The sequence below is a fragment of the Corynebacterium ulcerans genome, from assembly GCF_000767685.1.
In the GTDB taxonomy this organism is placed as follows: Bacteria; Actinomycetota; Actinomycetes; order Mycobacteriales; family Mycobacteriaceae; genus Corynebacterium; species Corynebacterium ulcerans.
Map to the genome: position 1 here is coordinate 555625 of NZ_CP009622.1, position 24228 is coordinate 579852.

24 protein-coding genes are annotated in these 24228 nt (G+C 53.5%); 9 read left to right on the top strand and 15 right to left on the bottom strand.

The genetic code is table 11. The annotated features are described in order from the left end of the window. Positions 1–189: 189 nt before the first annotated feature. Positions 190–2304, top strand: a complete 2115-nt coding sequence (locus tag CULFRC11_RS02600) for an acyltransferase family protein (protein ID WP_023635246.1) — start codon at positions 190–192, stop codon at positions 2302–2304. A gap of 37 nt (positions 2305–2341) precedes the next feature. On the opposite strand, the gene CULFRC11_RS02605 is transcribed toward CULFRC11_RS02600, so the two are convergent. The 7 genes from CULFRC11_RS02605 to CULFRC11_RS02635 all read right to left on the bottom strand — a co-directional run bounded on the left by CULFRC11_RS02605 (position 2342) and on the right by CULFRC11_RS02635 (position 9592). Then, positions 2342–2758, bottom strand: a complete 417-nt coding sequence (locus CULFRC11_RS02605) for a DUF3151 domain-containing protein (protein WP_023635247.1) — start codon at positions 2756–2758, stop codon at positions 2342–2344. Positions 2759–2762: 4 nt separating this feature from the next. Further along, the gene (locus tag CULFRC11_RS02610) at positions 2763–3389 is read right to left on the bottom strand and encodes a Maf family protein (RefSeq protein ID WP_023635248.1); all 627 of its coding nucleotides are present in this window, start codon (positions 3387–3389) and stop codon (positions 2763–2765) included. Between the two features lie 19 nt (positions 3390–3408). After that, positions 3409–4311, bottom strand: a complete 903-nt coding sequence (locus tag CULFRC11_RS02615) for a ribokinase (RefSeq protein WP_023635249.1) — start codon at positions 4309–4311, stop codon at positions 3409–3411. Between the two features lie 224 nt (positions 4312–4535). Beyond that, a complete protein-coding gene (locus CULFRC11_RS02620; RefSeq protein WP_023635250.1) occupies positions 4536–5570 on the bottom strand; it encodes a LacI family DNA-binding transcriptional regulator in 1035 nt (344 codons plus the stop codon). A gap of 180 nt (positions 5571–5750) precedes the next feature. Continuing rightward, positions 5751–5999 (bottom strand): acyl-CoA carboxylase subunit epsilon, encoded by a 249-nt coding sequence (locus CULFRC11_RS02625; RefSeq protein ID WP_023635251.1) that lies wholly within the window; start codon positions 5997–5999, stop codon positions 5751–5753. A 98-nt stretch (positions 6000–6097) separates the two neighbouring features. After that, on the bottom strand, positions 6098–7729 hold the full coding sequence (locus CULFRC11_RS02630; protein ID WP_038620370.1) for an acyl-CoA carboxylase subunit beta: 1632 nt from the start codon (positions 7727–7729) through the stop codon (positions 6098–6100). 231 nt (positions 7730–7960) lie between these two features. Further along, positions 7961–9592 carry an acyl-CoA carboxylase subunit beta gene (locus tag CULFRC11_RS02635; RefSeq protein ID WP_038620373.1) on the bottom strand — a complete coding sequence of 544 codons (1632 nt, stop codon included), beginning with the start codon at positions 9590–9592 and terminating at the stop codon, positions 7961–7963. A 240-nt stretch (positions 9593–9832) separates the two neighbouring features. Here CULFRC11_RS02635 and CULFRC11_RS02640 point away from each other — a divergent pair, with 240 nt between their 5' ends. Beyond that, positions 9833–10711 carry a biotin--[acetyl-CoA-carboxylase] ligase gene (locus CULFRC11_RS02640; protein WP_023635254.1) on the top strand — a complete coding sequence of 293 codons (879 nt, stop codon included), beginning with the start codon at positions 9833–9835 and terminating at the stop codon, positions 10709–10711. After that, a complete protein-coding gene (locus tag CULFRC11_RS02645) occupies positions 10712–11182 on the top strand; it encodes a hypothetical protein (RefSeq protein ID WP_023635255.1) in 471 nt (156 codons plus the stop codon). Positions 11183–11194: 12 nt separating this feature from the next. On the opposite strand, the gene CULFRC11_RS02650 is transcribed toward CULFRC11_RS02645, so the two are convergent. The 3 genes from CULFRC11_RS02650 to CULFRC11_RS02660 are packed head-to-tail and all read right to left on the bottom strand — an operon-like array spanning position 11195 to position 13718. Then, positions 11195–11938, bottom strand: a complete 744-nt coding sequence (locus CULFRC11_RS02650) for a multidrug ABC transporter permease (RefSeq protein ID WP_038620376.1) — start codon at positions 11936–11938, stop codon at positions 11195–11197. A 32-nt stretch (positions 11939–11970) separates the two neighbouring features. Beyond that, positions 11971–12753, bottom strand: a complete 783-nt coding sequence (locus CULFRC11_RS02655) for a hypothetical protein (RefSeq protein ID WP_023635257.1) — start codon at positions 12751–12753, stop codon at positions 11971–11973. Next, positions 12750–13718, bottom strand: coding sequence for an ABC transporter ATP-binding protein (locus CULFRC11_RS02660; protein WP_023635258.1), 969 nt, complete (start codon positions 13716–13718; stop codon positions 12750–12752). The genes CULFRC11_RS02655 and CULFRC11_RS02660 overlap by 4 nt, the downstream gene beginning before the upstream one ends. Positions 13719–14265: 547 nt before the next feature. Between CULFRC11_RS02660 and CULFRC11_RS02665 the strand changes: the two genes are divergently transcribed. From CULFRC11_RS02665 to CULFRC11_RS02690, 6 genes are all read left to right on the top strand, one after another. After that, the gene (locus tag CULFRC11_RS02665) at positions 14266–15471 is read left to right on the top strand and encodes a 5-(carboxyamino)imidazole ribonucleotide synthase (protein ID WP_023635259.1); all 1206 of its coding nucleotides are present in this window, start codon (positions 14266–14268) and stop codon (positions 15469–15471) included. 42 nt (positions 15472–15513) lie between these two features. Beyond that, the gene (gene purE / locus CULFRC11_RS02670; RefSeq protein WP_014525416.1) at positions 15514–16014 is read left to right on the top strand and encodes a 5-(carboxyamino)imidazole ribonucleotide mutase; all 501 of its coding nucleotides are present in this window, start codon (positions 15514–15516) and stop codon (positions 16012–16014) included. A gap of 5 nt (positions 16015–16019) precedes the next feature. Continuing rightward, positions 16020–16487: a YdcF family protein gene (locus tag CULFRC11_RS02675; RefSeq protein ID WP_023635260.1), complete on the top strand. Its 468-nt coding sequence runs from the start codon at positions 16020–16022 to the stop codon at positions 16485–16487. Positions 16488–16871: 384 nt separating this feature from the next. Continuing rightward, the gene (locus CULFRC11_RS02680; protein WP_023635261.1) at positions 16872–17957 is read left to right on the top strand and encodes an ABC transporter substrate-binding protein; all 1086 of its coding nucleotides are present in this window, start codon (positions 16872–16874) and stop codon (positions 17955–17957) included. Between the two features lie 14 nt (positions 17958–17971). Beyond that, positions 17972–18964 carry a FecCD family ABC transporter permease gene (locus CULFRC11_RS02685; protein ID WP_023635262.1) on the top strand — a complete coding sequence of 331 codons (993 nt, stop codon included), beginning with the start codon at positions 17972–17974 and terminating at the stop codon, positions 18962–18964. Then, positions 18955–19731, top strand: a complete 777-nt coding sequence (locus CULFRC11_RS02690) for an ABC transporter ATP-binding protein (RefSeq protein ID WP_031270059.1) — start codon at positions 18955–18957, stop codon at positions 19729–19731. Before CULFRC11_RS02685 ends, CULFRC11_RS02690 begins: the two co-directional genes overlap by 10 nt. 15 nt (positions 19732–19746) lie before the next feature. On the opposite strand, the gene CULFRC11_RS02695 is transcribed toward CULFRC11_RS02690, so the two are convergent. From CULFRC11_RS02695 to CULFRC11_RS02715, 5 genes are all read right to left on the bottom strand, one after another. Next, positions 19747–19950: a hypothetical protein gene (locus CULFRC11_RS02695; RefSeq protein WP_014525420.1), complete on the bottom strand. Its 204-nt coding sequence runs from the start codon at positions 19948–19950 to the stop codon at positions 19747–19749. Positions 19951–19989: 39 nt separating this feature from the next. After that, the gene (locus CULFRC11_RS02700; RefSeq protein ID WP_013910937.1) at positions 19990–20826 is read right to left on the bottom strand and encodes a carbohydrate ABC transporter permease; all 837 of its coding nucleotides are present in this window, start codon (positions 20824–20826) and stop codon (positions 19990–19992) included. After that, the gene (locus CULFRC11_RS02705; protein ID WP_023635264.1) at positions 20823–21920 is read right to left on the bottom strand and encodes a carbohydrate ABC transporter permease; all 1098 of its coding nucleotides are present in this window, start codon (positions 21918–21920) and stop codon (positions 20823–20825) included. Before CULFRC11_RS02705 ends, CULFRC11_RS02700 begins: the two co-directional genes overlap by 4 nt. Positions 21921–22105: 185 nt before the next feature. Further along, entirely contained in the window at positions 22106–23365 is a 1260-nt protein-coding gene (locus CULFRC11_RS02710; RefSeq protein ID WP_014836070.1) for an ABC transporter substrate-binding protein, read from the bottom strand. Positions 23366–23524: 159 nt separating this feature from the next. Then, a complete protein-coding gene (locus CULFRC11_RS02715; RefSeq protein WP_031270061.1) occupies positions 23525–24202 on the bottom strand; it encodes a TIGR03089 family protein in 678 nt (225 codons plus the stop codon). Positions 24203–24228 lie beyond the last annotated feature (26 nt).

A 24228-nucleotide genomic window follows, 5' to 3' on the forward strand; every position in this document is an offset into this window, starting at 1 on the left:
CGCCTTACCCCCAACCAGGGGAGGGGGCGGGAGTTGCTTGTGACGATGGTGTTTGACGCAAAGTAGCAAGAACTTCCTATGTGTCGACCATGCAACCGTGTGCGGAATAGGTAAAGCGGTGCCGATTTGGTAAGAAATAAAAGGACTTTTTAGGCACCACAATCGGGATAGTTTAAAGCTCAGGTATCAATGGCCGCTGGGACAACTCAACAATCGCAAGCGAAAGCTACCAAATACAGGTTTGATCTTGACGGCCTGCGCGGTATCGCCATCGCTTTTGTCGTCGTATTCCACGTTTTTGTCGGCCGTGTTTCTGGCGGCGTTGACGTCTTCCTCTTATTGTCTGGCTACTTTTTTCTCGGCTCGCAGCTGCGTTATGCAATCAAGCCAAACGCGAGCCTGAACCCATGGTGGCCTGTCTGGCGGACGATCCGTCGTCTCTTCCCCGCATTGCTGGTTACGCTGATGTCCACGATATTGGCGGTGCATCTGTGGATACCAGAGCTACGAACCACCAACTTATCGGACCAGTTGCTGGCGTGCATCGGTTATTTTCAGAACTGGGAGCTTGCCACCCAAGGTGCTGCCTATGGCGCGGCGTCAAGCACGACAAGTCCGCTGCAGCATCTATGGTCGATGGCAGTTCAAGGGCAGTTCTACCTCATGGCCATTGCCTTTGCCTGGCTGCTAGCAATTGGTGTGAAACTGATGCGTCGTCGACGGAAAGTCGTTACGACGCTGCGTATAGCAGCGGGCATCCCGTTGATCCTGATAACCCTAGGTTCATTCGGCTATGCGGTGTACCTGCATTCAGTAGATCAATCGCTCAACTACTACTCCACATGGTCCCGTTTGTGGGAGCTCACCCTCGGCGCTGTGCTCGTTTTATACGCCGAAAAACTCCGGATTGCTAAGCGACTAAGCGTTGTCTTTACCTATCTGGGGTTGTTGATGGTGGTTTCTACGGGGCTGCTTTTCGACGGTGCAACGCTCTTCCCCGGCCCCGCAGCGCTTTTCCCGCTCGGCGGTGCTGCCCTTGTGATCCTAGGTGGCGGGCAAGGTGCGACCTGGCTCAGCAGTCGCTTTATGTTGTGGCTAGGAAAGATTGCTTATCCGCTGTATCTCTGGCACTGGCCCATTCTGATTGTCTCCACTGCTTACCTTGGTGAAAAACGGCCTAGCGTGGCATTGGGCCTTGGCGTGGTTGTCGTCTCAATCCTTGTGGCACAACTTACTCACGTAGTAATCGAGGAACCATTTAAACAGCACGCAAAGCGTCCGGTTTCTTTGGAAGGTCGTAGTCGCATAGCAGTGGCTTCTCTTTCCACCCCCAGCGGCGCGATTCGTGCTGTAGCGGCGCTGTGCGTGGCGACTCTGTGCTGGACCGCAGTGTGGATTCCTTCTGTCTGGCAAGAGGAAGTTGACCGTGTGAGCGGAACACAGCTCAACCCGGTGCTGTACCCGGGTGCCGCTGCCCTCAAAGGTGTTCGAGTTCCCAACGTTCCTTTTGAACCGGATCCGTTTGTACTCGCAAATACGCTTTCACCGGCGTGGACCGACGGCTGTATTTCTTTGCTTGGCGACGACCCCGAGATCATCGCCAACGATAACCTAGGTCCTGACCACTGCTTGTACGGTGATATCCACGCTAAAAAAGTGGCATACCTCGTAGGTGGCTCTCACGCAGAGCAGTGGATGGCTGCATGGGACGAGATAGGCAAACAACATGGGATAAAAATTGTCCCCTTTGTGCGCCAGGGATGCCCTATGTATAAGGAAGAAAAAGACGACGTCTTTTCTGAAGAGTGCACGACTTTTAACCAAAAGGTTATTGAGCGGATTACAGAAGATCGTCCTGATTTGGTGATCAGCAATTCCACCCGACCACTTCTGGAAAAAGGTCACACTCGTGATGAAGTTCCCCAGAGTTATCCCACGTTCTGGGAGTTTCTGAAGAAGGAAAAGATTCCGTTCATCGGGCTAAGGGATAATCCTTGGTTCGTCCTGGCAGAGGGCGAAGGCTGGATGGTCTCCCAATGCGTAGAAAACGGTGGAAGCATCGAAGAGTGCGGGCTGCCGCGTTCGCACGTGTATGCCGATACTGATCCCTCCCAGAAGTTTTTTACCGAAGACTCGATGCTATCTGTGGATACTGCAGACTGGTTCTGCCCAGACGATTTTTGTCCAGCGGTCATAGGCAATATCTACATCTATCGCGACGGCAACCATATTTCTGACGCTTACGCGTTGTCCTTGGTGCCGCTTCTCTGGGCTCAAATCAGCACGTTTGTGAGCAAGATTTAGGAAAGAATCGACGATTCTTTCCTAAAAACAGCAATGTTTAAAGCAGCGTTGCTACTGACTCAGGGTCGGCGTCGGAAAGCATTTGTCGGCAGCGGTCGTATTCGGCTTGATCGCCAATGAGCTGGGAAGCGCGTGCCAGAGCGGCGATGGCGCGCAGAACACCTCGGTTAGGCTCATGAGAGTAGGGCACAGGACCCCATCCCTTCCAGCCATTCGCGCGGAGCCGGTCAAGGCTGCGGTGGTAGCCGGTCCGCGCAAAGGCATAAGCGGCTGCGAGAGCGTCGAGATCAGTGGTTGTGACAGCGTCGAGTTGAGCTTCCGCTAGACGCGCCCATGCTAGGGGGCTCGCGGGGTGTCGGAGTGCAACTGCTGCGGTGATTTCGGGCTCAGCGGCGGCTTCGTCGACGGGAAGCATGACGGGTGGGGGCGCGAGCATGTCGTTGAATTGGGTCATGCCGTTATTCTTCCAGACTCTGTATATTCCAGAAATCCGAAACGTTGAGTCCAAAGGAATAAAGGGCTCGACGAACCACAGGCAGAGAAAGGCCAATGACGCTGGATGGGTCTCCGTCGATGGCGTCGATAAACCAGCCCCCAAGCGCTTCGAGGGTAAAAGCCCCGGCACACTGCAATGGCTCACCGGTCTGGGCGTAGGCTTCGATGTCGTCGTCGCTTGCCTGTGCAAAACGAATCTTGGTAACAGACGTCTCCACATGTTGATAGCTTGTCGACGCCCCATCAACACCGTAAACAATGCAGTGCCCGGTAATGAGGTGGGCAGTACGGCCGCGCTGCTCTTTCCATCGTTGAATCGTGCGTTCGACGGTGTGAGGTTTTCCTTGTAGCTTTCCGTCGAGGAGCAGCATGGAATCTCCGCCGATTACAATGTGGCCGGGATGTTGGCCAGCCACGGCGTGTGCTTTTGCTGTGGCAAGCTGCGCGACAATCTCCTCCGGTTGCAGGTCCTTGCATTGTTCAAGGAGGCTGTCCTCATCAATGTCAGCGGGGTCGATGATGGGATCCACGCCGGCAGAACGGAGGATCGCGCGTCGGGATGGTGAAGAAGATGCAAGGACGATTCTCATTCCTTACATCTTATTCGGGCTAACTGGGGAGTTCAGCGTCCGCGTGTGGGTAGGAGGCTTGGGCGCCTCGATACTGCACGGCGTAGGCCCCGACACGGACCGCATGCTGGGCGGCTTCCACAGACGACGCCCCACCGAGCAATTGGGCTACAAAGTCTCCAGCGAAGGCATCGCCTGCTCCGGTTGTATCCACTGCTGTTACTTTTGGCGAAGGCACCATGACTCTGGACGCAGGGTCTGCCACAAGTGCACCCTTGCTTCCTAGTGTGAGGACAACTGAGGCAAAACCCTGGGCCAATAGTTCTTGAGCGAGCTCGTGCGGATCATCACTGTTGATGCTACTGCCGAGCTGTTCCAGGATGAGGTTGGCCTCGTGCTCGTTAGCCATGATGGGGTCTGCTTTGAGCAATGCTTCGCGATCCACAGGAATAACGGGAGCAAGATTGACCACAACGCGACCAGTTGCGGCCTCGATTGCTTCCCGGAATCCATCGGCGGGGATTTCTCCCTGCAGGAGCACGATGTCTGCGTCTGCAATGGTTTCCGCATGCGTGGCGACGCAGTCGGCGTCGACAGTGGCATTCGCGCCAGGGATCACAATGATGGAGTTTTCCCCGTCTTCAGAAACCGTGATGACTGCGGTGCCCGTGGGGCCTTCGACCTCCGAGATGTGGTCCAGACATACGTTGGAAGTACGCAGTAACTCCAGGGCTGGTTCTGCGTAGGCATCTTTGCCCACAGCGCCGACAAAGATCACTTTTGCCCCTTGGAGAGCTGCTGCTACTGCCTGGTTGGCGCCTTTGCCACCGGGGGAAACGGAACTATCCATGCCGAGGACGGTCTCTCCCGGGTTGGGATGCCGCTGAACACGCACGCTTAAATCTGCGTTGATAGAGCCTACGACGGCAACAGTCTTTAGCATGGTGAGTTACTCCTAACTGGTGGGCGGGCACTGTGTCTTTGTTTACCGCAACCGATGCACAATCAGATCACATGTCCTTTTAAGTAGCTAACACATAGCCCTGCGACTACCTTAAGCAACCAGAGAAGTCACAAGTTTTGTGTTTCCCGTGAAACATGTAAACAAAAAATATAGAGGCACAGTGAAAATGCTCGTTATTTAATTCTATTGTAGGAACACGTTTTTTAGCTTAACGTGTGGGAATCTCTGACTTTGAGCACCGTAGGGATGACAACGGACTCAGGTGTTGCATCGTTTTTCATGATGGAATACAGCATCTCAAAGGCCTTCTGTCCGATGGCCTCCACTTGCTGATCGATGACAGTAAGCGGCGATTCTTGGAGCGTGAATACGGCAGCATTATCAAAACCGATGAGTGCTACGTCCTTGCCAATTTTCAGTTTGCGAGAGTAGATAGCACTCAACGCGCCGACTGCCATCATCATGTCGCCTGTGAGGATGCTGTTGACTCCGCGGTCTAAGAGCTCAAGAGTCCCTGCGCGTCCGGCGTCATAGTGGTATCCGCCGAAATAGACGTCGGGGGAGGGGATACGTAGGTCTTCCTTGATGGACGTAATTGCTTCAAGGCGCACTCTGCCGGTGGACGTGTCTTGGGGTCCTGCTAAGTATCCAATTTTTGCCTGGTTGTTGAGGCTGAGAAGCCTGATAGCTTCCTTCATTGCAGGAAGTGGATCTGAAGTGACCGAAGGGACAGAACCTCCAAGAACGCTTCGGTCTGCTGCGACGATGGGTACTCCGGCATCTGCAAGCTCTGTGATTTTCTCTGCAGATTGAATATGCGGGACGACGATGATGCCGTCGACTTGCTGGCTGTTCATCGTGTCGAGTGCGCTGTTGAGGACAATGGGAGATTCATCTGTATTGGAGAGAATCGTACTGTATCCCTTAGCGCGTGCGGCCTGCTGGATCTCAAAGGCCAGGGTGTTGAAATATGGGTTGCAGATGTTAGGTAGTAGGACGCCGATGAGGTTCGTTTTTTGGTTGCGGAGTGCTTTCGCTTGAGCGTTGGGGCGGTAATTGAGTCGTTTGGCGGTTTCCGCGACGATAGTACGTGTGGACTCTGGGATTACCGGATTGTGTGCAAGGGCGCGGGACACTGTGCTGATAGAAAAACCTGTCTCAGCGGCAATGTCTTTAAGTGTTGTTGACTGGCGCCGACGGCGCGGATAAGACGTAACGGGAGTGCGGGGAGCTTCCATAAAACCTGCTTTGGTGCAAACGTTTGCAATCTGAACTTAACTAAAATTAACTTACACCAGCGCGATGGTCAAGTGGAGAAAAGTGGCAAAATGGCTGTTATCCACAAGTAAACCCCCTTCTTCTTCCATGTGTGGAGTGTGGCAAGAAGGGGGTCTGATGTTAACGTTTTATAAGTTTACTTAGTAAAAACTTACATTCCTGAAGGCTGTGGGATTGTACGTTATGGGCTGCTGTAGTCGTTCTTCAACGTTGCCCCAGAGGTTACGATCACGGTCTTTAGCGGCGGCTTTCTCTGCATCTTGGACCAGGGAAGCAATCACAGTGGTGATCGCAGCCACTTGGACATTGTCTGGATTGCCTTTTACCACGGTAAGAAAGGGCTTCTTAGCCGGAGTGGTTTCTTCAGTCGTGGTGGACGTATCAGACATAGAAAATCCTTTTTGCCATCGGGTGAATAGGATAAGAACGTGGCGCGGTTAGGTATGTAGCTACTAACGGCACCACGCCCTAAAAGCATATTCGAATATTACAGCGGGATGTTACCGTGCTTCTTGGCCGGCATATTAATAACCTTGCGGTCAAGCAGGCGCAAGCCTTCGATGATCTGGCCGCGGGTCTCGCTCGGTGGGATTACAGCATCCACGTAGCCGCGCTCCGCTGCCATGTAAGGATTGACGAGGGTTTCCTCGTATTCCTTTTCGTATTCCTTGGCCAGCGCAGCGACATCTTTGCCATTGGCAGCGGCGTTCTTCAGCTCCTTGCGGTAGATGAATCCTACTGCCCCTGAGGCGCCCATGACAGCGATCTGCGCGGTAGGCCATGCAAGCACGATGTCCGCGCCCATATCCTTTGACCCCATCACACAGTAGGCGCCGCCATAGGACTTACGGGTGATCACGGTGATCTTGCCGACGCTCGCCTCGGAATATGCGTACAGTAGCTTAGCGCCACGACGGATAATGCCATCGTATTCTTGGCTGGTTCCGGGCAGGAAGCCTGGCACATCCACGAACTCGATGATCGGAACGTTAAAGGCATCGCAGGTGCGAATGAAACGGGCTGCCTTCTCTGATGCTTTGATATCCAAGCAGCCGGCGAACTCGGTAGGCTGGTTGGCAACGATTCCTACGCTTCTGCCCTCTACCCGGCCAAAACCGATAATGATATTGCCGGCGTAGTGCTCCTGAACCTCAAAGAAATCTCCGTCATCAACGATGCGGGTGATGACGTCCTTCATGTCGTATGGCTGGTTCGGGGAGTCTGGGATCAGAGTGTCTAGTTCAAGATCGGATTCGGTGATGTTCTCCTGAATCGACCCCACCATAAGTTCGGCAGCTTCCCGAGGGGCTTCTGCGCGGTTGTTGGATGGCAAGAATCCCACGAGATCGCGAACCCAATCCAATGCGTCTGCGTCATCAGATGCTGTGTAGTGGGAGGTGCCAGAGGTAGACATGTGGGTGTGCGCTCCACCCAATTCCTCTTGGGTGACTTCCTCGCCAGTGACGGTCTTGATCACGTCAGGGTCAGTGATGAACATCTTGGAGGTCTTATCCACCATGATGATGAAGTCGGTGAGAGCGGGGGAGTAAACGTGACCACCTGCGCAAGCGCCCATGATGAGGGAGATCTGTGGGATAACACCAGACGCCAACGTGTTGCGGTAGAAAATCTTGGAATAAAGACCAAGGGAGACAACGCCCTCTTGGATACGAGCTCCAGCGCCTTCATTAATACCGATGAGTGGAACGCCGGTTTTAATGGCTAAATCCATGATCTTGACGATCTTCTCGCCGTAGACCTCGCCCAAAGCGCCGCCAAAGACAGCGCCGTCTTGGGAGAAGACACAGACTTTGCGGCCCTCAATGGTGCCGTAGCCGGTAACCACGCCGTCAGTGACCGGGCGCTTGGCGTCAAGCCCAAAGTTCTTGGAGCGATGGCGCGCTAGTGCGTCGACCTCGACAAAGGAATTGTCGTCGAGGAGGTATTCAATACGCTCGCGAGCGGTCTTTTTCCCCGCTGCATGTACCTTTTCAATCGAGGCCGGGCCCATGGGGGCCACGGTCTCAGCGAGGCGGGCGCGAAGATCCGCGAGCTTTCCGGCAGTGGTGGTGAGATCGGGAGCTGGAGTTCCCTGATCGTTGATCGTTGCGGCAGTCATGACTCAATAGTGTAAAGGTAGTACCCAAAAATTGTGAGGCGTTTCAAAAAAACTTCGGTATGTTCCTGAAGGATTTTTCTGCTATATAGAGCCGCAATGAAAATTAAGACTCTTGACCTGCAAAAATTTCCCTCTTTGGGGGTGTATGCTTTGAAGTTTTCTACAGATATATGGGGGTAGTAGGGGAAGGTGCTGCTGTGAAAAACTCTTCAGAAGTGAGGTTGATGCTGTCTATAGCGGGATGTTTCCGTGCTTGCGCGCCGGGCGCTGAACATGCTTGTTCTTGAGGAGTCGGAGGTTGCGTGAAATATGCCCGCGGGTCTCGCTGGGCAAAATCACTGCGTCGATAAGCCCACGCTCGGCAGCTAGATAGGGGTTGAGCATGTGATCTTCATACTCCCGTTCTAGGGCTTCGCTGAGAGCTACAACGTCATCGCCATTCTCTGCCGCTGCGATAAGCTCGCGCCGGTGTAGGAATCCGACAGCTCCTGCCGCTCCCATCACGGCAATTTGGGCGGTTGGCCAGGCAAGGTTGACGTCGGCCCCTAACCCCTTAGATCCCATGACGCAATACGCTCCGCCGTAGGCTTTCCTCATGGTGACGGTGATCTTTGGGACCGTAGCCTCGCCGTAGGCATACAGTAATTTAGCGCCACGACGCAGGATACCGTTATGTTCTTGCCCTGCGCCGGGTAGGAAGCCGGGGACGTCGACAAACATCACGATAGGAATATTGAATGCGTCACATGTGCGGATAAAACGGGCGGCTTTCTCTGAAGCGTCAATGTCGAGGCAGCCGGCAAGCTGGGTGGGCTGATTGGCAACAAAACCTACTGATTCGCCTTCGATGCGGCCGAACGCTATGACAACATTTTCTGCGCGATCTGCCTGGATCTCCAGATAACCGCCGTCGTCTGTGATTGATTCGATGACGCTGCGAACATCATAAGGAATTGACGGAGAATCTGGGATGATGTGGTCTAGCCGCAGATCGTCCGGGGTGAGATTGTCCTCTATGCTGCCCTCTTCTTGGTCATAGTCCTCGCGTGGGGCGACACTGCGATTGTTCGAGGGGAGGAAGCTAACAAGGTCTTGGACAAAATCGAGGGCTTCCTCGTCATCTGCTGCAGTGAAGTGGCTGTTGCCAGCGGCAGTCATGTGAGCGTTGGCTCCGCCAAGTTCCTCTTGAGAGATGATTTCTCCGGTTACTGTTTTAATAACATCCGGTCCGGTGACAAACATCTTGGAGGTTCGGTCCACCATCACCACGAAATCGGTGAGAGCGGGGGAATAGGCGTTTCCGCCCGCGCAGCTTCCCATGATGACAGAGATCTGGGGAACTACTCCGGAAGCATTGATGTTGTGGTAAAAAGTCTGCGCGATGAGGTCTAGGGAGACTGCGCCATCTTGAATGCGGGCGCCTGCACCCTCGTAGAGGCCGATGAGGGGGCGTCCGGTGGCAACGGCAAGTTCCATAATCTTGATCATTTTTTCGCCGTATACCTCGCCGAGCGCGCCGCCGAAAACGGTTCCGTCTTGGGAGAAGATGCATACTTCGCGGCCGTCGATCGTGCCCCAGCCGGTTACGATTCCGTCGGTGACAGGGCGTTTTTTATGCATACCAAAGTCAAAGGTGCGGTGGCGTGCGAGTTGATCGGTCTCGATGAAGGAACCTTCATCCAAAAGGTAATCGAGTCGTTCACGGGCCGTGAGCCTGCCGGCTTGTTTAACTTTATCCAGAGCTTTTGCGCCCATAGGCTGACCTGCTTCAGCGCGTCGCGCCTTGAAGTCTGCGATCTTGCCGGCAGTAGTGGTCATGTCTTTGAGTGCGGCAACATCAACAAAAGGTGAGGAAAGTGTCATGTTTGGCAGCATAGACTGGTATGGCGACAGTTTCCAGAGCAAAACGTTAAATTTTTTCCGAGGAAAGTGTGTTTTCCCACCGCATGCTGGTTATTTTGTGTACAAAAAATTTTTTCTGCATGTCTCCTAGTGAGCCTTAGAAGGACTCATTCCGCCCACAGGCCGGCATTTATTCCGGCATTCAAACCCAAGATTGCACCAGTAATGAGGACTCAACGAGTTGGGAGGCAAACGGCTAAAATGATGCGAATGAGCACAGGGTCAGGAGAAAAAGTGGATAAGGACGCGAGGCACAGCGCTCTCGTAGAAAACGGCGGCGGTAGCCGTGACTCGCGGACCCCTCTCAACGTCGGGTGGCTGCGCGAACAGCTAATAGATGACGGCCCCTTCGCGCGTATTCTTCATTCATCAACGACGGGTTCCACTAACACGGATCTGGTCGCCGCCGCGCATGAGGGAGCACCTGCGTGGACTGTCGTTCTCACAGAACACCAAACCTTGGGCCGCGGGCGCATGGGGAGACGCTATGAGGCACCAGCGGGTGCGCAGCTCACCCTTTCCGTACTTATCCGGCCACCGCGAGAATCGGTTTTCCGGCTCGGAACGATGCCATTAGCCACTGGATTAGCGCTTATCGACGCCCTCAAAGGTGTAGAAGGAGTCGGCCTCAAGTGGCCCAACGACCTGCTGTGTGAGGGACGTAAGCTGTGCGGGATCCTCGCTGAAGCCGTGAGCCTAGGAGAAGAACCCGCCGTGGTCATAGGCCTTGGCCTTAATACCTCTCTCACGCGTGAGGAACTTCCGGTGCCGCATGCCACAAGCCTGGAACTAGAAGGAATACCTTACGAGCGCAACGAACTAGCGGTTCGAGTACTGACAGCGCTACACCGACGGCTGCGCCAATGGGAAGACAACGACCCCACCCTGATGTCTGAATACCGCCAGGTGTGCACCTCTATAGGCGCTGACGTTCGAGTAGTCCTATCGGAAAACGAGGAACTCCTCGGCGTAGCGGAATCGGTCTCCGACGCCGGGCTTATCTGCGTTCGCGACTCACAAGGAGAGCTCCACGAACTCATGGCCGGAGACGTGACCCATTTGCGACTTCAGGATAAATAAGTGGCACGAGTCCGAGTTCTACCCGACGAAATTGTGCGTGTCGACGTCACCCGCTCACTTGTCTCCCTGATCTATCCCGTCTGCGAGCTCCTACTCATCACAGGCGTGTGCTGGATGCTCATCGGATACCTGGATCGTGACCCCCAGGACTCCATCCAACTGCGTAACGCCGTGGTAGGTCTATGGGCAGCGCTGGCCCTCTGGCGTTTTGCGCTGCCCGTGCTGCGTGCCCGCAAAGAACGTGTGATTGTCACCGATCAACGAGTGATCCTGCGTGCTCAGGGCATCATGGGAGCTAGCGAATCAATACCGCTGCGTGCGGTGCGTCATGTGGGCCGTAAGCGCAAGAATATTTCTTTGGCTGTCTCTGGCTACCAACGTCCCATCATGTTGGCAAACGTAGCCAAAGCCAAGCACGTGGTTGCGTCTATTGAGGAAGGCATGAATCAGGGGCGTGGATATTGGGGTTAGAGGGGCCGGCCACTATAGGGACGGCAAGGACCCCTGTTTGCGACTTTGGCGACTCACGGGCACGAGCGTTCCCGTCGCGATGACGAGGAGTACTACGCAGCAGAAAGCGTCGTAACGCAGTGATGCTGCAGTAAGGGACTCTAAGCTGCGTGCTAGCGGGACATAGTGCAGTAGCGAGCTGAACGGTTGCGGATAAAGTGATATAGGCACGATAGTTCCGAGGGCGATGGGGAGAAACGGAACCAGTAGGTTAAGCACAATATACGGATCTGACCATAGAAAAGCTGCGGTTGATGCGCACAGGCCCAAGCCTATTCCTAATGCGATGGCGATCGGGAAAAGCGGCAGAGACGCACTGATAACCGAAATAGACGGCGGCATTGCGATCCATAGAGCAAGAGCACTGATACCGGCACTCGTGGCGCTGACACCGCCCGCAAAAAGTGCGATGGCTACGAAGTACGCAGAATCGAGACGGCGGCGAGTCACCACCTCCGTGAGTACACCGCAGGCTCTGTCATGGGCGATTGTCGTGGCAATCAACATCGCTGTTGTTGCCACTGTGCACATGATTATTGCTCGAACAAAAATGCTTCCTGGATTGGGAGAGCGCAAAGCTGAGCCAAGTAAGAACATCCCCAGGATCTCAAGGAGCGGAGCCAACCCTATTGTTATGATTGCGGCGATGGGGGTACCTAGCAATGGCGAAGAAAGAAAAGCCATGCGCATAGTGGAAACGCAGCGTGCAAACCACATGAATAAGGAGTTCCTCTCAGGGAATAAAATAATTAAATGGTGAGGCTGGATAACGTAGCAGTAGAAAGTTTCTTACTGACTGTTCTAAGTAAAACTATTCCCAGCAAGAACCACATTGCCGCGGTAAAGAGAGAACACACTAATCCCAAAAGTGTGACGGCTTGTGGAGCCATGAGAAGGTGACTAATCCGCATCGTTGGCGATACTACGAGCAGCAGTTGTTCAAGAATCGGATGTGACAGAGCCGGAACTCCAAAGACCCCGGAGACCATATACAAAGGGATAAGAAGCAAGGCCTCAAATGCTGGGGCATTATCGCTCAGCACAAATAATGACGCGATTACCATGGACACACCCATCCCCGCGATCCATATGATTGTTAAACCGAAGATAAACAATGCTAGGAATGCAGCATCATAGTGAATGGCGATACTGGCAGGGCCAGGGATAACCCAGAGACCTAGAGCTATAAGGAATGAAAGAATCCCGCTGCATGCGATGGATAGAATCAACGCCATGAGCGGTTGAATAGCTCCAATTCGTGCACTGAAAAAGTAGATCAGTGTGCCTTTAAACTTTTCAAATCTAATAATCCCGCCAGCGGCGGTGATCGTAGCCCATGTGCCAATTAAACCCGTACGGACAAAACTGGCGTAGGGGTCAGCGCCCCAAGCAGATACCGCCAATCGTTGAACGATGGCCGATACTATCGTCGCGACCAACATCAGCTGCACAAAATAAGGGAAAGTAAGGAATTGGCGCATATGAAACAGCGTCATTCGTTTAAGTCGCGTTAGTTGCTCCCATGTAGTCATGCAGCACCGGTTTTTGTGTCATGGGATAGGAGAATATAAGCATCCTCCAGCTCGGGATTTTTATCTATGACGTTATCTACCGCTGTGATGCCTTGGGATGTGAGCTCAGCTAGGAGTCCCTCATGATCAGGGATGTTCCAATAAGCGGTGAGACACCATTTGCTACCAATAGGCCGTACCGCTGCGTGCCCTAAACCTGGAACCGCAGCTCTGAGTTTTGATATATCGGGCTTAGCGTGCGGTGGAATGTGGAGCATAGTGACGCGGCTAAGTCCGGCTTTTTCTACGATTTGTGGGACTGTTCCTCTTGCAACGATGTGCCCTTCTTTGAGTAATAAAACATGTTCGGAAAGTTCTGCGACTTCTTCCAGAGAATGGCTTGCTAAAAATACAGCAGTTCCATTCTGTGCAATGCTGGCGATAAGGCTGCGTATATGTAAAGAAATATCGGGGTCTAAACCGCTAGTAGGCTCATCCAAAATTAGTACGCTTGGGCTTCCTAGAAGCGCTCGCGCGATATGCAAGCGCTGAATCTGTCCGCGTGATAAAACTCCTGCTTTCTTATCCGCATGAGAGCTAAGATCAACGGCTTTTAACACACGAGAGACCTCAGCCGGAGAAGTTTTACGTGATACCCCTGCCAAATCAGCGAAAAAGAGAAGATTATTAAAGACCGTTACGCGTGGATAGAACCCCTTATCGCCGCCGAAAGCTACTCCTAGATGTTTTCGGGCTTCGAAAGGTTTTTTGAGCGCGTTAACTCCATGAACAGTGATCGAACCGCTGGTTGGTTTTAGTAAAGAGGCACACATTTTTAGCAGAGTGGTTTTTCCCGCCCCATTGATGCCCACGAGGCATGTGACTTGTCCTGCGGGGACGCTAAAGCTCACGTTGTTAACCGCAATGGAATCATTTTTTGCAGAGGAGAAAATGCGGCTGAGGTGGGATACTTCCAGAGGCTGCATGGTTACGGCTCCAATGATTATGACAATAGGAAAACGATGCCCGAAGGATCTTGTTTAAAGACTCCTGAACTGACGAGGCTGTATGTATTTTCTTTGGTTTTATACATGACACTAAAGAAACTTTTCGGGCGGAATATGGGAAGACAATGCGCCAGTTATTGAAGAGATATAGTGCGTGTTTATTTAAATGTTCTAGCGAATCGTCGGGAATGGATTAGATAGAAAAACTATGGCAACACAGTCGTGGTATTCCCGACATATACGGAAGAATTGTTTTACGTATGTGTGACCACACAGTGCGGACTATACAGAGAATGATTTTCTTTTAATTTCGGCTAAAGATAGTGAAACTTTGTTTTCTTCGTCAAGGTGGTTTCCCTCATTTTTTAGCTTTCTTTCATCGTAATGAGTGGATACTAAAGAGAGCATTGCGAGAGGCTGGATTGTGAAGGTGCTTGTGAAGAGACCCTAAGCAGACAGGCGATGCTTTCTTGCCACCAATGCAGAACACCCCTTCTCTTCTGCCCACAAGCTATAGTTGTTACCCGTGACTCACAGCAGCGGTAATCCAGCAGCACACGCACCAGACATGCCAATTCTGTGTGTGATCGGCGACGGGCAATTGGCACGCATGATGCACACAGAGGCCATTGAACTGGGGCAATCAATTCGGGTTCTGGCAAGCTCTCATGATTCTTCCGCCGCTCAAGTAGTCGCTGACGTGATCATCGGCGATTACACCAACCTCGACGATCTGCGTCGCGTTGTGGCCGGATCGAATGCCGTGACTTTTGACCATGAGCATGTGCCATCTGAACACCTGCGCACACTTATCGCTGAGGGCTACAACGTGCAGCCCCAGCCCGATGCTTTGCTCAACGCCCAAGACAAACTCGTAATGCGTACGCGTCTTAAAGAAATGGGCGCGCCAGTCCCGCCATTTGCTCCGATCACCAGTGTGGAAGACGCGCGCGCTTTCTGGGAATCGGTGGATGGTCAGGTGTGCGTGAAGGCGTGCCGGGGTGGCTATGACGGGCATGGGGTGTGGTTCCCGGATTCGGTGACGGAGTTAGAAGAGCTCGTCGACAAGCTTCTTAGCAACGGAACTCCGCTGATGGGTGAGAAAAAAGTCCAGCTTGTTCGTGAACTCTCCGCCATGGTGGCGCGCACCCCCAGCGGTGAGGCGCAAAGTTGGCCCGTGGTGGAATCGGTACAAACTGACGGGATTTGTACGGAAGCGGTTGCACCCGCGCCGGGCTTGAGCGAGGCATTAGAAAACCAATGTCGCGAGCTTTCCATCCGCATTGCCACTGAGCTCGGCGTCACGGGAGTGCTTGCCGTGGAGCTCTTTGAGACTCGCGGCGAGGACGGACAACCAGAGATTTTTGTCAACGAGCTAGCCATGCGTCCGCACAACACTGGGCACTGGACGCAAGACGGATGCGTGACCAGCCAATTTGAGCAGCACATTCGTGCAGTATTGGATTATCCGCTCGGTGCTACTGATCTCACCGCGCCGGTTACTGTGATGGCGAATATTCTTGGAGCGGCAACCGATCCGGCTCAGCCGATGGCGGAGCGCGTTGCAGAAGTTATGCGTCGTTTTCCTAACGCAAAGGTTCACCTGTACGGGAAGACCTATCGAGCTGGCCGTAAGATAGGACACATCAATCTCACTGGTACTGACGTTGAAGCAACGCGTGCCGACGCCCGCCTCGCCGCACAGTATCTAGTCCACGCAACGTGGGACTAACCTCGGTTCTTTGCCGGCTTTTTACCAAAACTAGGAGAAAACATGTCCCCTCTCGTCGGCCTTATTATGGGCTCCGATTCCGACTGGCCCACAGTGCAACCAGCAGCAGAAACCCTGGCTGAGTTTGGCATTCCTTTTGAGGTCGGTGTTGTTTCAGCACACCGCACTCCCGAAAAGATGCTGGCCTATGCCAAGTCGGCTCACACGAGAGGGCTGAAAGCGATTATCGCTTGTGCCGGGGGTGCAGCTCATCTGCCAGGTATGGTTGCCGCGGCCACGCCACTGCCCGTGATCGGTATCCCGCGTGCGCTCAAAGACCTCGATGGTATGGACTCTTTGCTTTCTATCGTGCAGATGCCGGGAGGCGTTCCAGTGGCCACGGTTTCCATCGGCGGAGCAAAGAATGCGGGACTTCTTGCTGTACGCATTCTTTCTGCGGGTGACCCGGCCCTGACGGAAAAAATGGTTGCGTATCAAGACACAATGCGTGAGGAAGTCGAGCAGAAAGACGCTAACCTCAAGCGCACATTGATGGGCGAGTAAGACTTTTGTCGGCTGATTTCTGGAAAGAATCGACGATTCTTACCCTCGGCTCTAAAGTGCGCGGTGCCGAACCCGGGCATGTGTTGTTGTGGCGCCTCCAGCATGCCTTGGAGTTGTCGCAACAAACGTCAGGCCCTGTTGTGGTCTCGGGAAAAGGCGAGGCCGCTGTGATGGGGGACTGGCTGGTGCGTCACGGATTAGATCCACAACGGTTGATAATCGAACCCGAGGCGACCAGCACCAACGAGAACTTGGAAAACGCGCACGCCCTCCTACCCGAAACCCACATATGGATCGTGGTAACCAGCGATTTTCATAAACTCCGCACCCTCGCGTGGGCGCGGCACCTAGGAATTCCCATAACGGTAAGCTCCGCGGTGACCAAGCCGCCCTTTAGAGTGCGGAATTTTGTTCGTGAGCTCTTTGCGTTGCCGCATTCGCTGTTGCGGATAGCGTGGCGTCGAGTAGCTTAGCTTTGCGACGCCCCGACAAACCCGTGAAGTACGTTGGTTAGGGCATGTCAGGCCCCTTTGCTGTCACCCCCTTGATTTAGCCCCACCGATTTAGTTCATAGCTGGAATTTATCGCTGTAATTAAATTTTTCTGATGATTTTGATTGCAGATGCGTCTAGATGCCTTCCAATAGTAAATCTGCTGATAGCAGCCACTTTAAAGTAGTGATGATGCTATAAAGAAGGCTCTTTGAGGTAGGCCGGGGAGTGGGGAGCAGGTTTCTTGAGTGGGGCATCTCGGCAGGTAGTAAGCATTGTTCCGTCTTTGTGTTTAGCGCAACAAAAATAGGGCCCTCAACATTCCATTGTTACGTTGAATGTGAGATTTTGGAATCGAGAGGGACTATGAAGAAAATATTTGCGCTCTGGACCGCGATGTTCGCGGTAGTGGCGTTGGCTTTATCGGGATGTAGCACAGCTCCAGAAAAAGCTGCACAAGAAAAATCCCAAGCGGCTGGCATCACTGTGACTGACTTTCATGGTCGTCAGGTAAAACTTCCCAAGGCATCTGAGCGTTCTGTGTTCCTGGTAGAAAACGCGATGAACACCATGATGGCTGTGGGTGGTAGCAAGAAGATCGTGGGAACGGGCGAAGTCTGGGAGCCTACGTTTAAGAAGGATTTCCTTGAAGCCGTTCACCCGGGTTTTTCCAAGCTGCCGGTTATCGCTTCTCAAGACGGCAGCTATGACTTGGAAGCACTTGCCGCTTTGAAACCCGATTTTGTGGTTCTGTGGGCAGAGTCTGCCGACGATAAAGCGATTGCTGCCATCGAGGAGACCTTGAAAGTACCGGTGTACGCGGCATTCCTGACCTCCTTTGCAGACCTGGACAAGTTGGCCGTCGATATGGCTAATGTCAATGGGACCCCGAAGCGTGGTGCTGAAGTCAATGCGCTTGTGAAGAAACAGATGGACAAAATTGCGGAGAAGACGAGCAAGATTGAAAAGAAACCTTCTGTGTTCTGGATGTGGGGCGACGCTTACGGTACCGCTGGCACAAAATCCAGTGCTAATGACCTGATTGAGGCTGCTGGTGGAACCAACGTGATTGCTAAGTGGGATAACTCTGCCAAGGCTTCCGAGCATCCGGTTGTTTCCCTGGAAACCCTGGCCAAGCTCAATCCTGATGCGATCTACATGTGGTACAACTCGGAGATCGATCCTTCAGATGTCATTGAGGGCAAGAACGTAGGCGGAGTTGATTTCTCTGCGTGGAAGAACCTCGATGCGGTGAAGAACAAGCAGGTCTTTGAGCTTGATGATCCATTCCTCTATGACATGATGACTGGGCGCCTGCCAATGGCGACTGCCAAGGTCGCACAAGACATCAACCCTGAGTCCTTCAAAGACTGGGATAATTCTGCAGAAACTGATCAGTATTTTGTAGATATGTACGGCCTGCATTACCCAGGATTCAAACCAGCTCAGTGAATCCACAACGCTTAATGAGCGGCCGCAAACTCCTTATTCTCGGGCTGCTTCTTTCTCCACTCGTGGCATTCTTTGTGTCCATGATGCTCGGCAGTTATGGAGCCAGCCCGAGTGAGGCGCTTGCGGCTCTTGCCGCGCGGTTATGCGGTAGCCAAGAAACTGTCTCCGTGGTGATAACCGATATTAGACTCCCCCGGGTAGTGACCTCTTTACTGGTAGGCATGGCTCTATCGATTTCCGGAGCGACGCTACAGGGAGTTCTGCGTAACCCGCTGGTGGATCCGTATATTTTGGGCTTGTCTTCGGGCGCAGCTTTTGGCGCGGCTTTAGCTATCGCAGTATGGCGCTGGATACCCGTGTCCATCAGCGCTTTTGTGTTTGCTCTTGTAGCTTTAGCCATGACCTATTTCATGGCGCGAACAAAGAACTCGGTTCCAATAGTGAACTTGGTTCTGTCGGGTGTCATCACCTCAGCGGTGTTTACTGCTTTGCTCTCGATTGTTCAAATAACATCGCATGAGAAGTCGTTGCAAGCCATCGTGTTATGGACCATGGGAAGCTTCAACGGGGTGACGTGGTCGACTCTTAAGCCCACATGGTTACTGATTCTTCTCGGTTGCTTTTTCATGATTGGTTTGCGCTGGCGACTCAATGTTTTAACCATGGGAGAGACCGAAGCAAAAGTGTCGGGGATGCACGTGGAGAGATACCGTGTTCTCTTTATCGTCTTATCTGCGTTGGTGTCAGCTTTGTCTGTTTCTATGGTGGGAGTGGTGGCGCTTTTGGGGCTTATTGTCCCGCATATCGTGAGGATGCTTCTAGGCCCGGACCACCGAGTACTTATCCCGGTTTCTGCTGCTTTGGGGGCGGCGCTGATGGCGGTCATCGATACTGTAGCTCGGACAGCTACGGGTTTTGAGATCCCCGTCAGCATCATCACCACGCTCGTAGGCGCGCCGGTTTTTTGGTTGTTGCTGCGATCAACAAAGGCGGGTCAATGGCAGTAGGAATGAGTATGGAGTCAGTGAGCGTCGGCTATGGTCAACGCTTAGTGATTCGTGATGTGACGGATACCTTTCCCGCCGGGAAAATTACAGCGCTTTTAGGTGCTAATGGTTGCGGCAAATCGACGTTACTCTCAGCGGTCGCTGGCCTTACTCCGGTGCACAGCGGCGCTATTACCGTTGATACCCCAAACGCAGTCTTGGGATTTGTGACCCAAACACACGCAGTGTCTTTTCCTTTTGACGTAGTAGATGTTGTTTTGACAGGGCGAGTGCGGTTTATCGGGGCGTTTTCTTCCCCAGCTCCCAAGGACGTCGATGCAGCGCACAGCGCCTTGGACATGCTGGGCGTGGGGCATCTGGCGCGCCGGCAATACACAACGTTAAGCGGCGGCGAACGCCAGATGGTGATGATCGCACGAGCATTAGCACAAGAACCAGATATTTTATTGTTGGATGAGCCGACGACCTATTTGGATCTTTATAATCAGCAACGCGTGCTGGAAGTTATGGATATGCTGCGCGGACAAGGCATCACTTTGCTGGCGACACTCCATGACCCGAATCATGCTCTAGCACTTGCGGATCATGCTGTGACGCTACGGCGTCTGAGCGAGGATGATTCGCGTACGAGTCTGATCAGTTCGGGAGCACCCTCGGACATTGTTCACGCAGAGACGATTCGTGCCATGTATTCAGTGCAAGCGGAGTTCATTACTACCCAGCGTGGGCCAGCCATGCTGCCGTGGATGAGCACTGTAGATAGCTAGATTTTCGATGCAGCGTTAACGCCACGCTCGCCACAGGGCGATAGTCGCGATGACCAAAATGAGGGCAAGGAATGCTGGCCAGAGCGAGGGCTGTGGCTGAAACAGATTCACTACGGCCTGAACCAGAGCGAGAAACGCGAAAAACCCCACGAAGCCTAGGATGGAGTCGCGTACGAGTTTCTTCCTAGTCTCTTGGGGTTGAGGATCGCGCGGTTTCATGCGGATGATTGTACTGCGCCTAGTACCCGAAAGCGGTAATTATGCTTTCACTCCACCTGCCGTCAGACCGGAGACAATACGGCGCTGGAAAGCAAGCACCATGATAATAAGGGGGATGGTCACCAGGGATCCCGCAGCCATAATGGCTGCGTAGGGGAACTCAAAGGCACTGGGCCCGGAGAAACGAGCGATAGCGACGGTGACAGGTTCGGTCGCTGTTGTGGAGAGCTGACGAGCAAGCATGAACTCGTTCCACGTAGCAATAAAAGCCAAGATGGCGGTGGTAAACAACGCAGGCGCCGCAAGTGGCAGCAGTACGTGGCGGAAGGCCTGGCTGCGAGTGGCGCCGTCGACAAGCGCTGCCTCCTCTAATTCCCACGGAAGCTGCCGGAAGAAGGACACGAGGGTGTAAATAGTCAGCGGCAACGCAAAGGAAATGTTGGGGATGATGAGTGCGCGGTAGGTTCCTATCCAGCCGAGGTCGCCAAAGAGCTGGAAAAGTGGGGTCACCAGGGCGATGCCGGGGAACATTGAGGCGGCAAGCACAACGCCCGTGACTATTCCTTTCCCACGAAACTCGATGCGAGCCAGCGCATATGCGGTGAAGACTCCGACAAGGACTGCGAGGAGAGTGGTGGCAAGACCTACCAGCAAAGAATTGACGATTGCGCCGAGGAAATCGTTTCCTTTGTCGGTGGACAGCGCGTCGCGGAAATTCTCCAGGGTTACATGCGTTGGCCACGGCGTGGTTTCAAAGGTGTAATCCTTGTTTCGTAGCGCGGTGATCAGCATCCAGTAGAACGGCGCCAGACCCCAGATCAGGATAAAGACCACACCGATATAGTTGGCTAGTGCTGCACGAATTTTGTGATTCATGGTGCGGTAGCTGTCCTTTCTTTGGGAGTCGTGGAGTTATCTAGCTTCTGATGTTTTTCGCTTTGATGCCGTTGATGTCGCTGACGACGCTGCCGGCGCGGCTTGGGGGCGTCGCCACGGCCCGTGATGTCTGCGCCAAGGACGCGGATCATCAGGAAGGCAACGGCGAAAATGAGGAGGAAAATCAGCGTGGAGAGCGCAGAAGCCGAGTTGAAGTGATTCTGACGCACGTCTTCGACCACAAGTTGGGAGATCGTAGCCGTGGGGGAGTTTGACGACGATGAGATCAAGATGACCGGAAGATCGTACATGCGCAGGGCATCGAGTGTTCTAAAAAGAACAGCGACCATGAGGGCGGGCCTGACCAGCGGGAGCGTGATCTGTGTGAATTGTTGCCAGGTGCTGGCGCCGTCGACACGCGCTGCCTCGTATACGTCTTTGGGGATCATCTGTAAACCCGCGAGAATCAGCAGAGCCATAAAGGGCGTGGTCTTCCATACGTCGGCAATGATGACGGCAAAGCGTGCAGCCCATGGGTCGGTAGTCCATTGGATTGGGGTATGCAGGAGCGAGTTGACGATGCCCTTATCTGCAAAGATAAACTGCCACAATTTTGCGGTCACCGCCGTAGGGATTGCCCACGGAATGAGCACTGCGGCTCGAACTAGCGCCCTACCGCGAAACTCCCTGTTCATGACCAGAGCCATGCCAATACCTAGAACGATTTCTAGCGCTACCGTGACCACGGTGAAAAAGAGCGTGTTGCCTACAGCTGGCCAAAAGTCAGTGGATATGACTCCGGGCGGGCACGCGATGGCACTTCCTGATGACGTGCCGCAGCGTTGCGTTAGCCAGTAGGCATAATGCTCCAACCCGGCGAAACCGCCTTGGGTGAAAAGCCCAGTAACTGGGTCAAGGCCTTTGTCTGCCTGGAAAGAGAGGTAGATAGCCCTGACGATGGGATAGCCAATAACGATAGCTAGGACGATGAGCGTGGGGGCGATCAACAACGCAGCGTTGCGGTGCTGTTTCCGGCGCGCTTCGACGATTCCTTCCCGAGAAAGAACTTTTCGCGCTGGGCGCGTTGTGTCCACGGTACCTCCTTTGTCTGATGCTGGTCCGCTTCAACCTTAAAGCACTAAAGGAAGCCCGCGGTAAGAACATGTTCGTGGAGCATGAGCTTACCGGTGCAGGCTTCCTTGATAAAGATATTGGAGCTTAGTGCGAACCGTCTATGTGGTTATGAGTGTGTGAGCGTATGAGCTCAGTGGAACTGGCACTACTTCTTAGATGCGTTCTGGATCGCAGCCCGCATGTCCTTGGTAGCGTCTTCTACACTCTTGTCACCCTTGAGCGCAGCATAGGCGTTGTCTTGAATAGCTTTGGAAATAGCAGGGTAGAAGGGGCTGACTGGGCGAGGTGCCGCATTCTCCAGGGACTTCTTCAGCGCTGGGAGGTAAGGGTACTTGGCCACGAGAGCCTCATCATCGTAGATGGATGCGAGTACTGGTGGGAAAGAGTTATCAGCAAAGGACTTCTGGTTGTCCTCGTTCACGATGAACTTCATAAAGTCCAGAGCTGTAGCCTTGTTCTTGGAGTTCACGTTGATGCCGTTGTTGTAGCCACCCAGGGTAGAGACACCCACGCCGTCTTTGCCAACGAGTGGGGAAACCTCAAACTTGCCCTTGACAGCGGAGGTGTTCTCGGCAGCATTGGTGTACATGTATGGCCAGTTGATGGCGTAAGCGGTTTCTCCTGCCACAAAGGCCAGGTTGGTTTCTTCTTCTGTAGCGGAGATGGAGTTCTTAGAAATAGATCCGTCTTTGTATCCATCCACGAGCGCCTGAACGCCGGCTTTGGAGTCTTCAGAATCTACGGCGGGTGCGCCGGAATTATCCAGGATGTGTCCGCCCCAGCCTTCGATGAAGCCTGCGGTGTTGACCGTGAGACCCTCGTACTGCTTGAGCTGCGTAGTGAGGCAATCTACGTGCTTGGCTTTTGCTGCTTCACAGCTAGCGGTGAGGTCTTTCCACGTGGCCGGTGCTTCTGGAACGATCTCGGTGTTACGGAACAACAGCTGGCCGTTAGTGTTTTGCGGCAAAGCATAGAGCGTGCCGTTATAGGTCGCAGAGTCGACAGTTGCTTTGAGAAGTCCGGAGGTGTCTACCTGGAGAGCATCTTTGAGCGGAGCCAGCCACTGGTTGGCGGCAAAGTCAGCAGTCCAGACAACGTCGAGTGCCATTACGTCATAATCAGAGTTGCCGGCCTGAAGCGACTGCACGAGGGTCTCACGCTGATCATCGGCCTCGCCGGCGAGTTCTTTGAGCGTGACCTTTTCATCGGGGTGTGCGCTATTCCACTTCTCAATAATCGGAATAACTTTATCCGTGTCGTTTTTACCCATGGCAAAGGTGATGGGGCCGCGACCGTCAGTGTTCTGCGGTGCTGGCGCGGAGGAATCGGAGGAGCAGCCTGCGAGGGCTACCGAAGCAAAAAGCGCTGTGGCGGCAAGCGACGCGCCGGTCTTGGAGACGTTCATCGAGAGGATCACCTTTCCGTTGAGTTCTCTCACTAAGGTAGTGATCCTCCGGTGGAAGTAAAGGACTTATGGCCCTTATCACCCCGTAAATAGGGTGTTAAATATGAATGAACCTCGTTATCAATCTCCGACTATTCACCCCATATGCGCGAGAAGGGTTTACGACAACCGGATTGTGGCCTTTTCGGCTCGCCCGATAGCGTCGAGACGCTGATCGCTAGCCACACCCGTGACAACAACAGCCGATCCGACTGCCGCAAGCGGCGCTAGTACGGTGCGTTCCATTTCTGTCAAGGTAGTCCAACCAGTGCTCAGAGCGCGTGCGCCAGGGGTAATCGCGGCAAGGGCTTGCTTATCCACGCTCTCCTCAATCCTCGTACCGGGTTCAAAGAATTGGTCACCGTAGAAGCGCACAGTGGGGCCAAAATCGATCATCCCATCGGGAACTATTCCTCCGCATTCCACAACACCGCGCCCAAAAGGATCTTGTGTGACAAGTACAACGTCTCCAGAGAATGTGGGGGAGGCGTCGATACGCTCGGAATCTATAAAAGCTACTGCACCCTGAGCTTGCTCGATGGGGCAAAACTCAACGTCGATTCCTGCTGCCATTGCACCTAAAACTATGGCTACGCATTGCCAGCTTGCGGGAAGATCGAGGCTGATAAGTGAGCCCTGCTCAAGGTCTAGTTCCTCACGCAGCATGTTTGCCACTTTCGCCGCCCAGTTATCCAACGTTTGAGCAGAGAAATCGAGCCGAGCTCCGGTCGATTCGTTGTAGACCGTCAGTCGTGGGGTAGCGGGGTCTGAGGAGAGTATGGTGCGCAGAAGTTCCATGAGAATCCATCGTAGGGGAAATAAGA

What these genes read in the sequence shown, in the direction of transcription:
- CULFRC11_RS02605 (WP_023635247.1), bottom strand. Translation starts at nt 2,758, where the DNA reads ATGACCCAATTCAACGACATGCTCGCGCCCCCACCCGTCATGCTTCCC.
- CULFRC11_RS02640 (WP_023635254.1), top strand. Translation starts at nt 9,833, where the DNA reads ATGATGCGAATGAGCACAGGGTCAGGAGAAAAAGTGGATAAGGACGCG.
- CULFRC11_RS02650 (WP_038620376.1), bottom strand. Translation starts at nt 11,938, where the DNA reads ATGTGGTTTGCACGCTGCGTTTCCACTATGCGCATGGCTTTTCTTTCT.
- CULFRC11_RS02700 (WP_013910937.1), bottom strand. Translation starts at nt 20,826, where the DNA reads ATGAATCACAAAATTCGTGCAGCACTAGCCAACTATATCGGTGTGGTC.
- CULFRC11_RS02655 (WP_023635257.1), bottom strand. Translation starts at nt 12,753, where the DNA reads ATGACTACATGGGAGCAACTAACGCGACTTAAACGAATGACGCTGTTT.
- CULFRC11_RS02610 (WP_023635248.1), bottom strand. Translation starts at nt 3,389, where the DNA reads ATGAGAATCGTCCTTGCATCTTCTTCACCATCCCGACGCGCGATCCTC.
- CULFRC11_RS02660 (WP_023635258.1), bottom strand. Translation starts at nt 13,718, where the DNA reads ATGCAGCCTCTGGAAGTATCCCACCTCAGCCGCATTTTCTCCTCTGCA.
- CULFRC11_RS02635 (WP_038620373.1), bottom strand. Translation starts at nt 9,592, where the DNA reads ATGACACTTTCCTCACCTTTTGTTGATGTTGCCGCACTCAAAGACATG.
- CULFRC11_RS02695 (WP_014525420.1), bottom strand. Translation starts at nt 19,950, where the DNA reads ATGAAACCGCGCGATCCTCAACCCCAAGAGACTAGGAAGAAACTCGTA.
- CULFRC11_RS02620 (WP_023635250.1), bottom strand. Translation starts at nt 5,570, where the DNA reads ATGGAAGCTCCCCGCACTCCCGTTACGTCTTATCCGCGCCGTCGGCGC.
- purE (WP_014525416.1), top strand. Translation starts at nt 15,514, where the DNA reads ATGTCCCCTCTCGTCGGCCTTATTATGGGCTCCGATTCCGACTGGCCC.
- CULFRC11_RS02630 (WP_038620370.1), bottom strand. Translation starts at nt 7,729, where the DNA reads ATGACTGCCGCAACGATCAACGATCAGGGAACTCCAGCTCCCGATCTC.
- CULFRC11_RS02710 (WP_014836070.1), bottom strand. Translation starts at nt 23,365, where the DNA reads ATGAACGTCTCCAAGACCGGCGCGTCGCTTGCCGCCACAGCGCTTTTT.
- CULFRC11_RS02680 (WP_023635261.1), top strand. Translation starts at nt 16,872, where the DNA reads ATGAAGAAAATATTTGCGCTCTGGACCGCGATGTTCGCGGTAGTGGCG.
- CULFRC11_RS02685 (WP_023635262.1), top strand. Translation starts at nt 17,972, where the DNA reads ATGAGCGGCCGCAAACTCCTTATTCTCGGGCTGCTTCTTTCTCCACTC.
- CULFRC11_RS02600 (WP_023635246.1), top strand. Translation starts at nt 190, where the DNA reads ATGGCCGCTGGGACAACTCAACAATCGCAAGCGAAAGCTACCAAATAC.
- CULFRC11_RS02615 (WP_023635249.1), bottom strand. Translation starts at nt 4,311, where the DNA reads ATGCTAAAGACTGTTGCCGTCGTAGGCTCTATCAACGCAGATTTAAGC.
- CULFRC11_RS02715 (WP_031270061.1), bottom strand. Translation starts at nt 24,202, where the DNA reads ATGGAACTTCTGCGCACCATACTCTCCTCAGACCCCGCTACCCCACGA.
- CULFRC11_RS02690 (WP_031270059.1), top strand. Translation starts at nt 18,955, where the DNA reads ATGGCAGTAGGAATGAGTATGGAGTCAGTGAGCGTCGGCTATGGTCAA.
- CULFRC11_RS02625 (WP_023635251.1), bottom strand. Translation starts at nt 5,999, where the DNA reads ATGTCTGATACGTCCACCACGACTGAAGAAACCACTCCGGCTAAGAAG.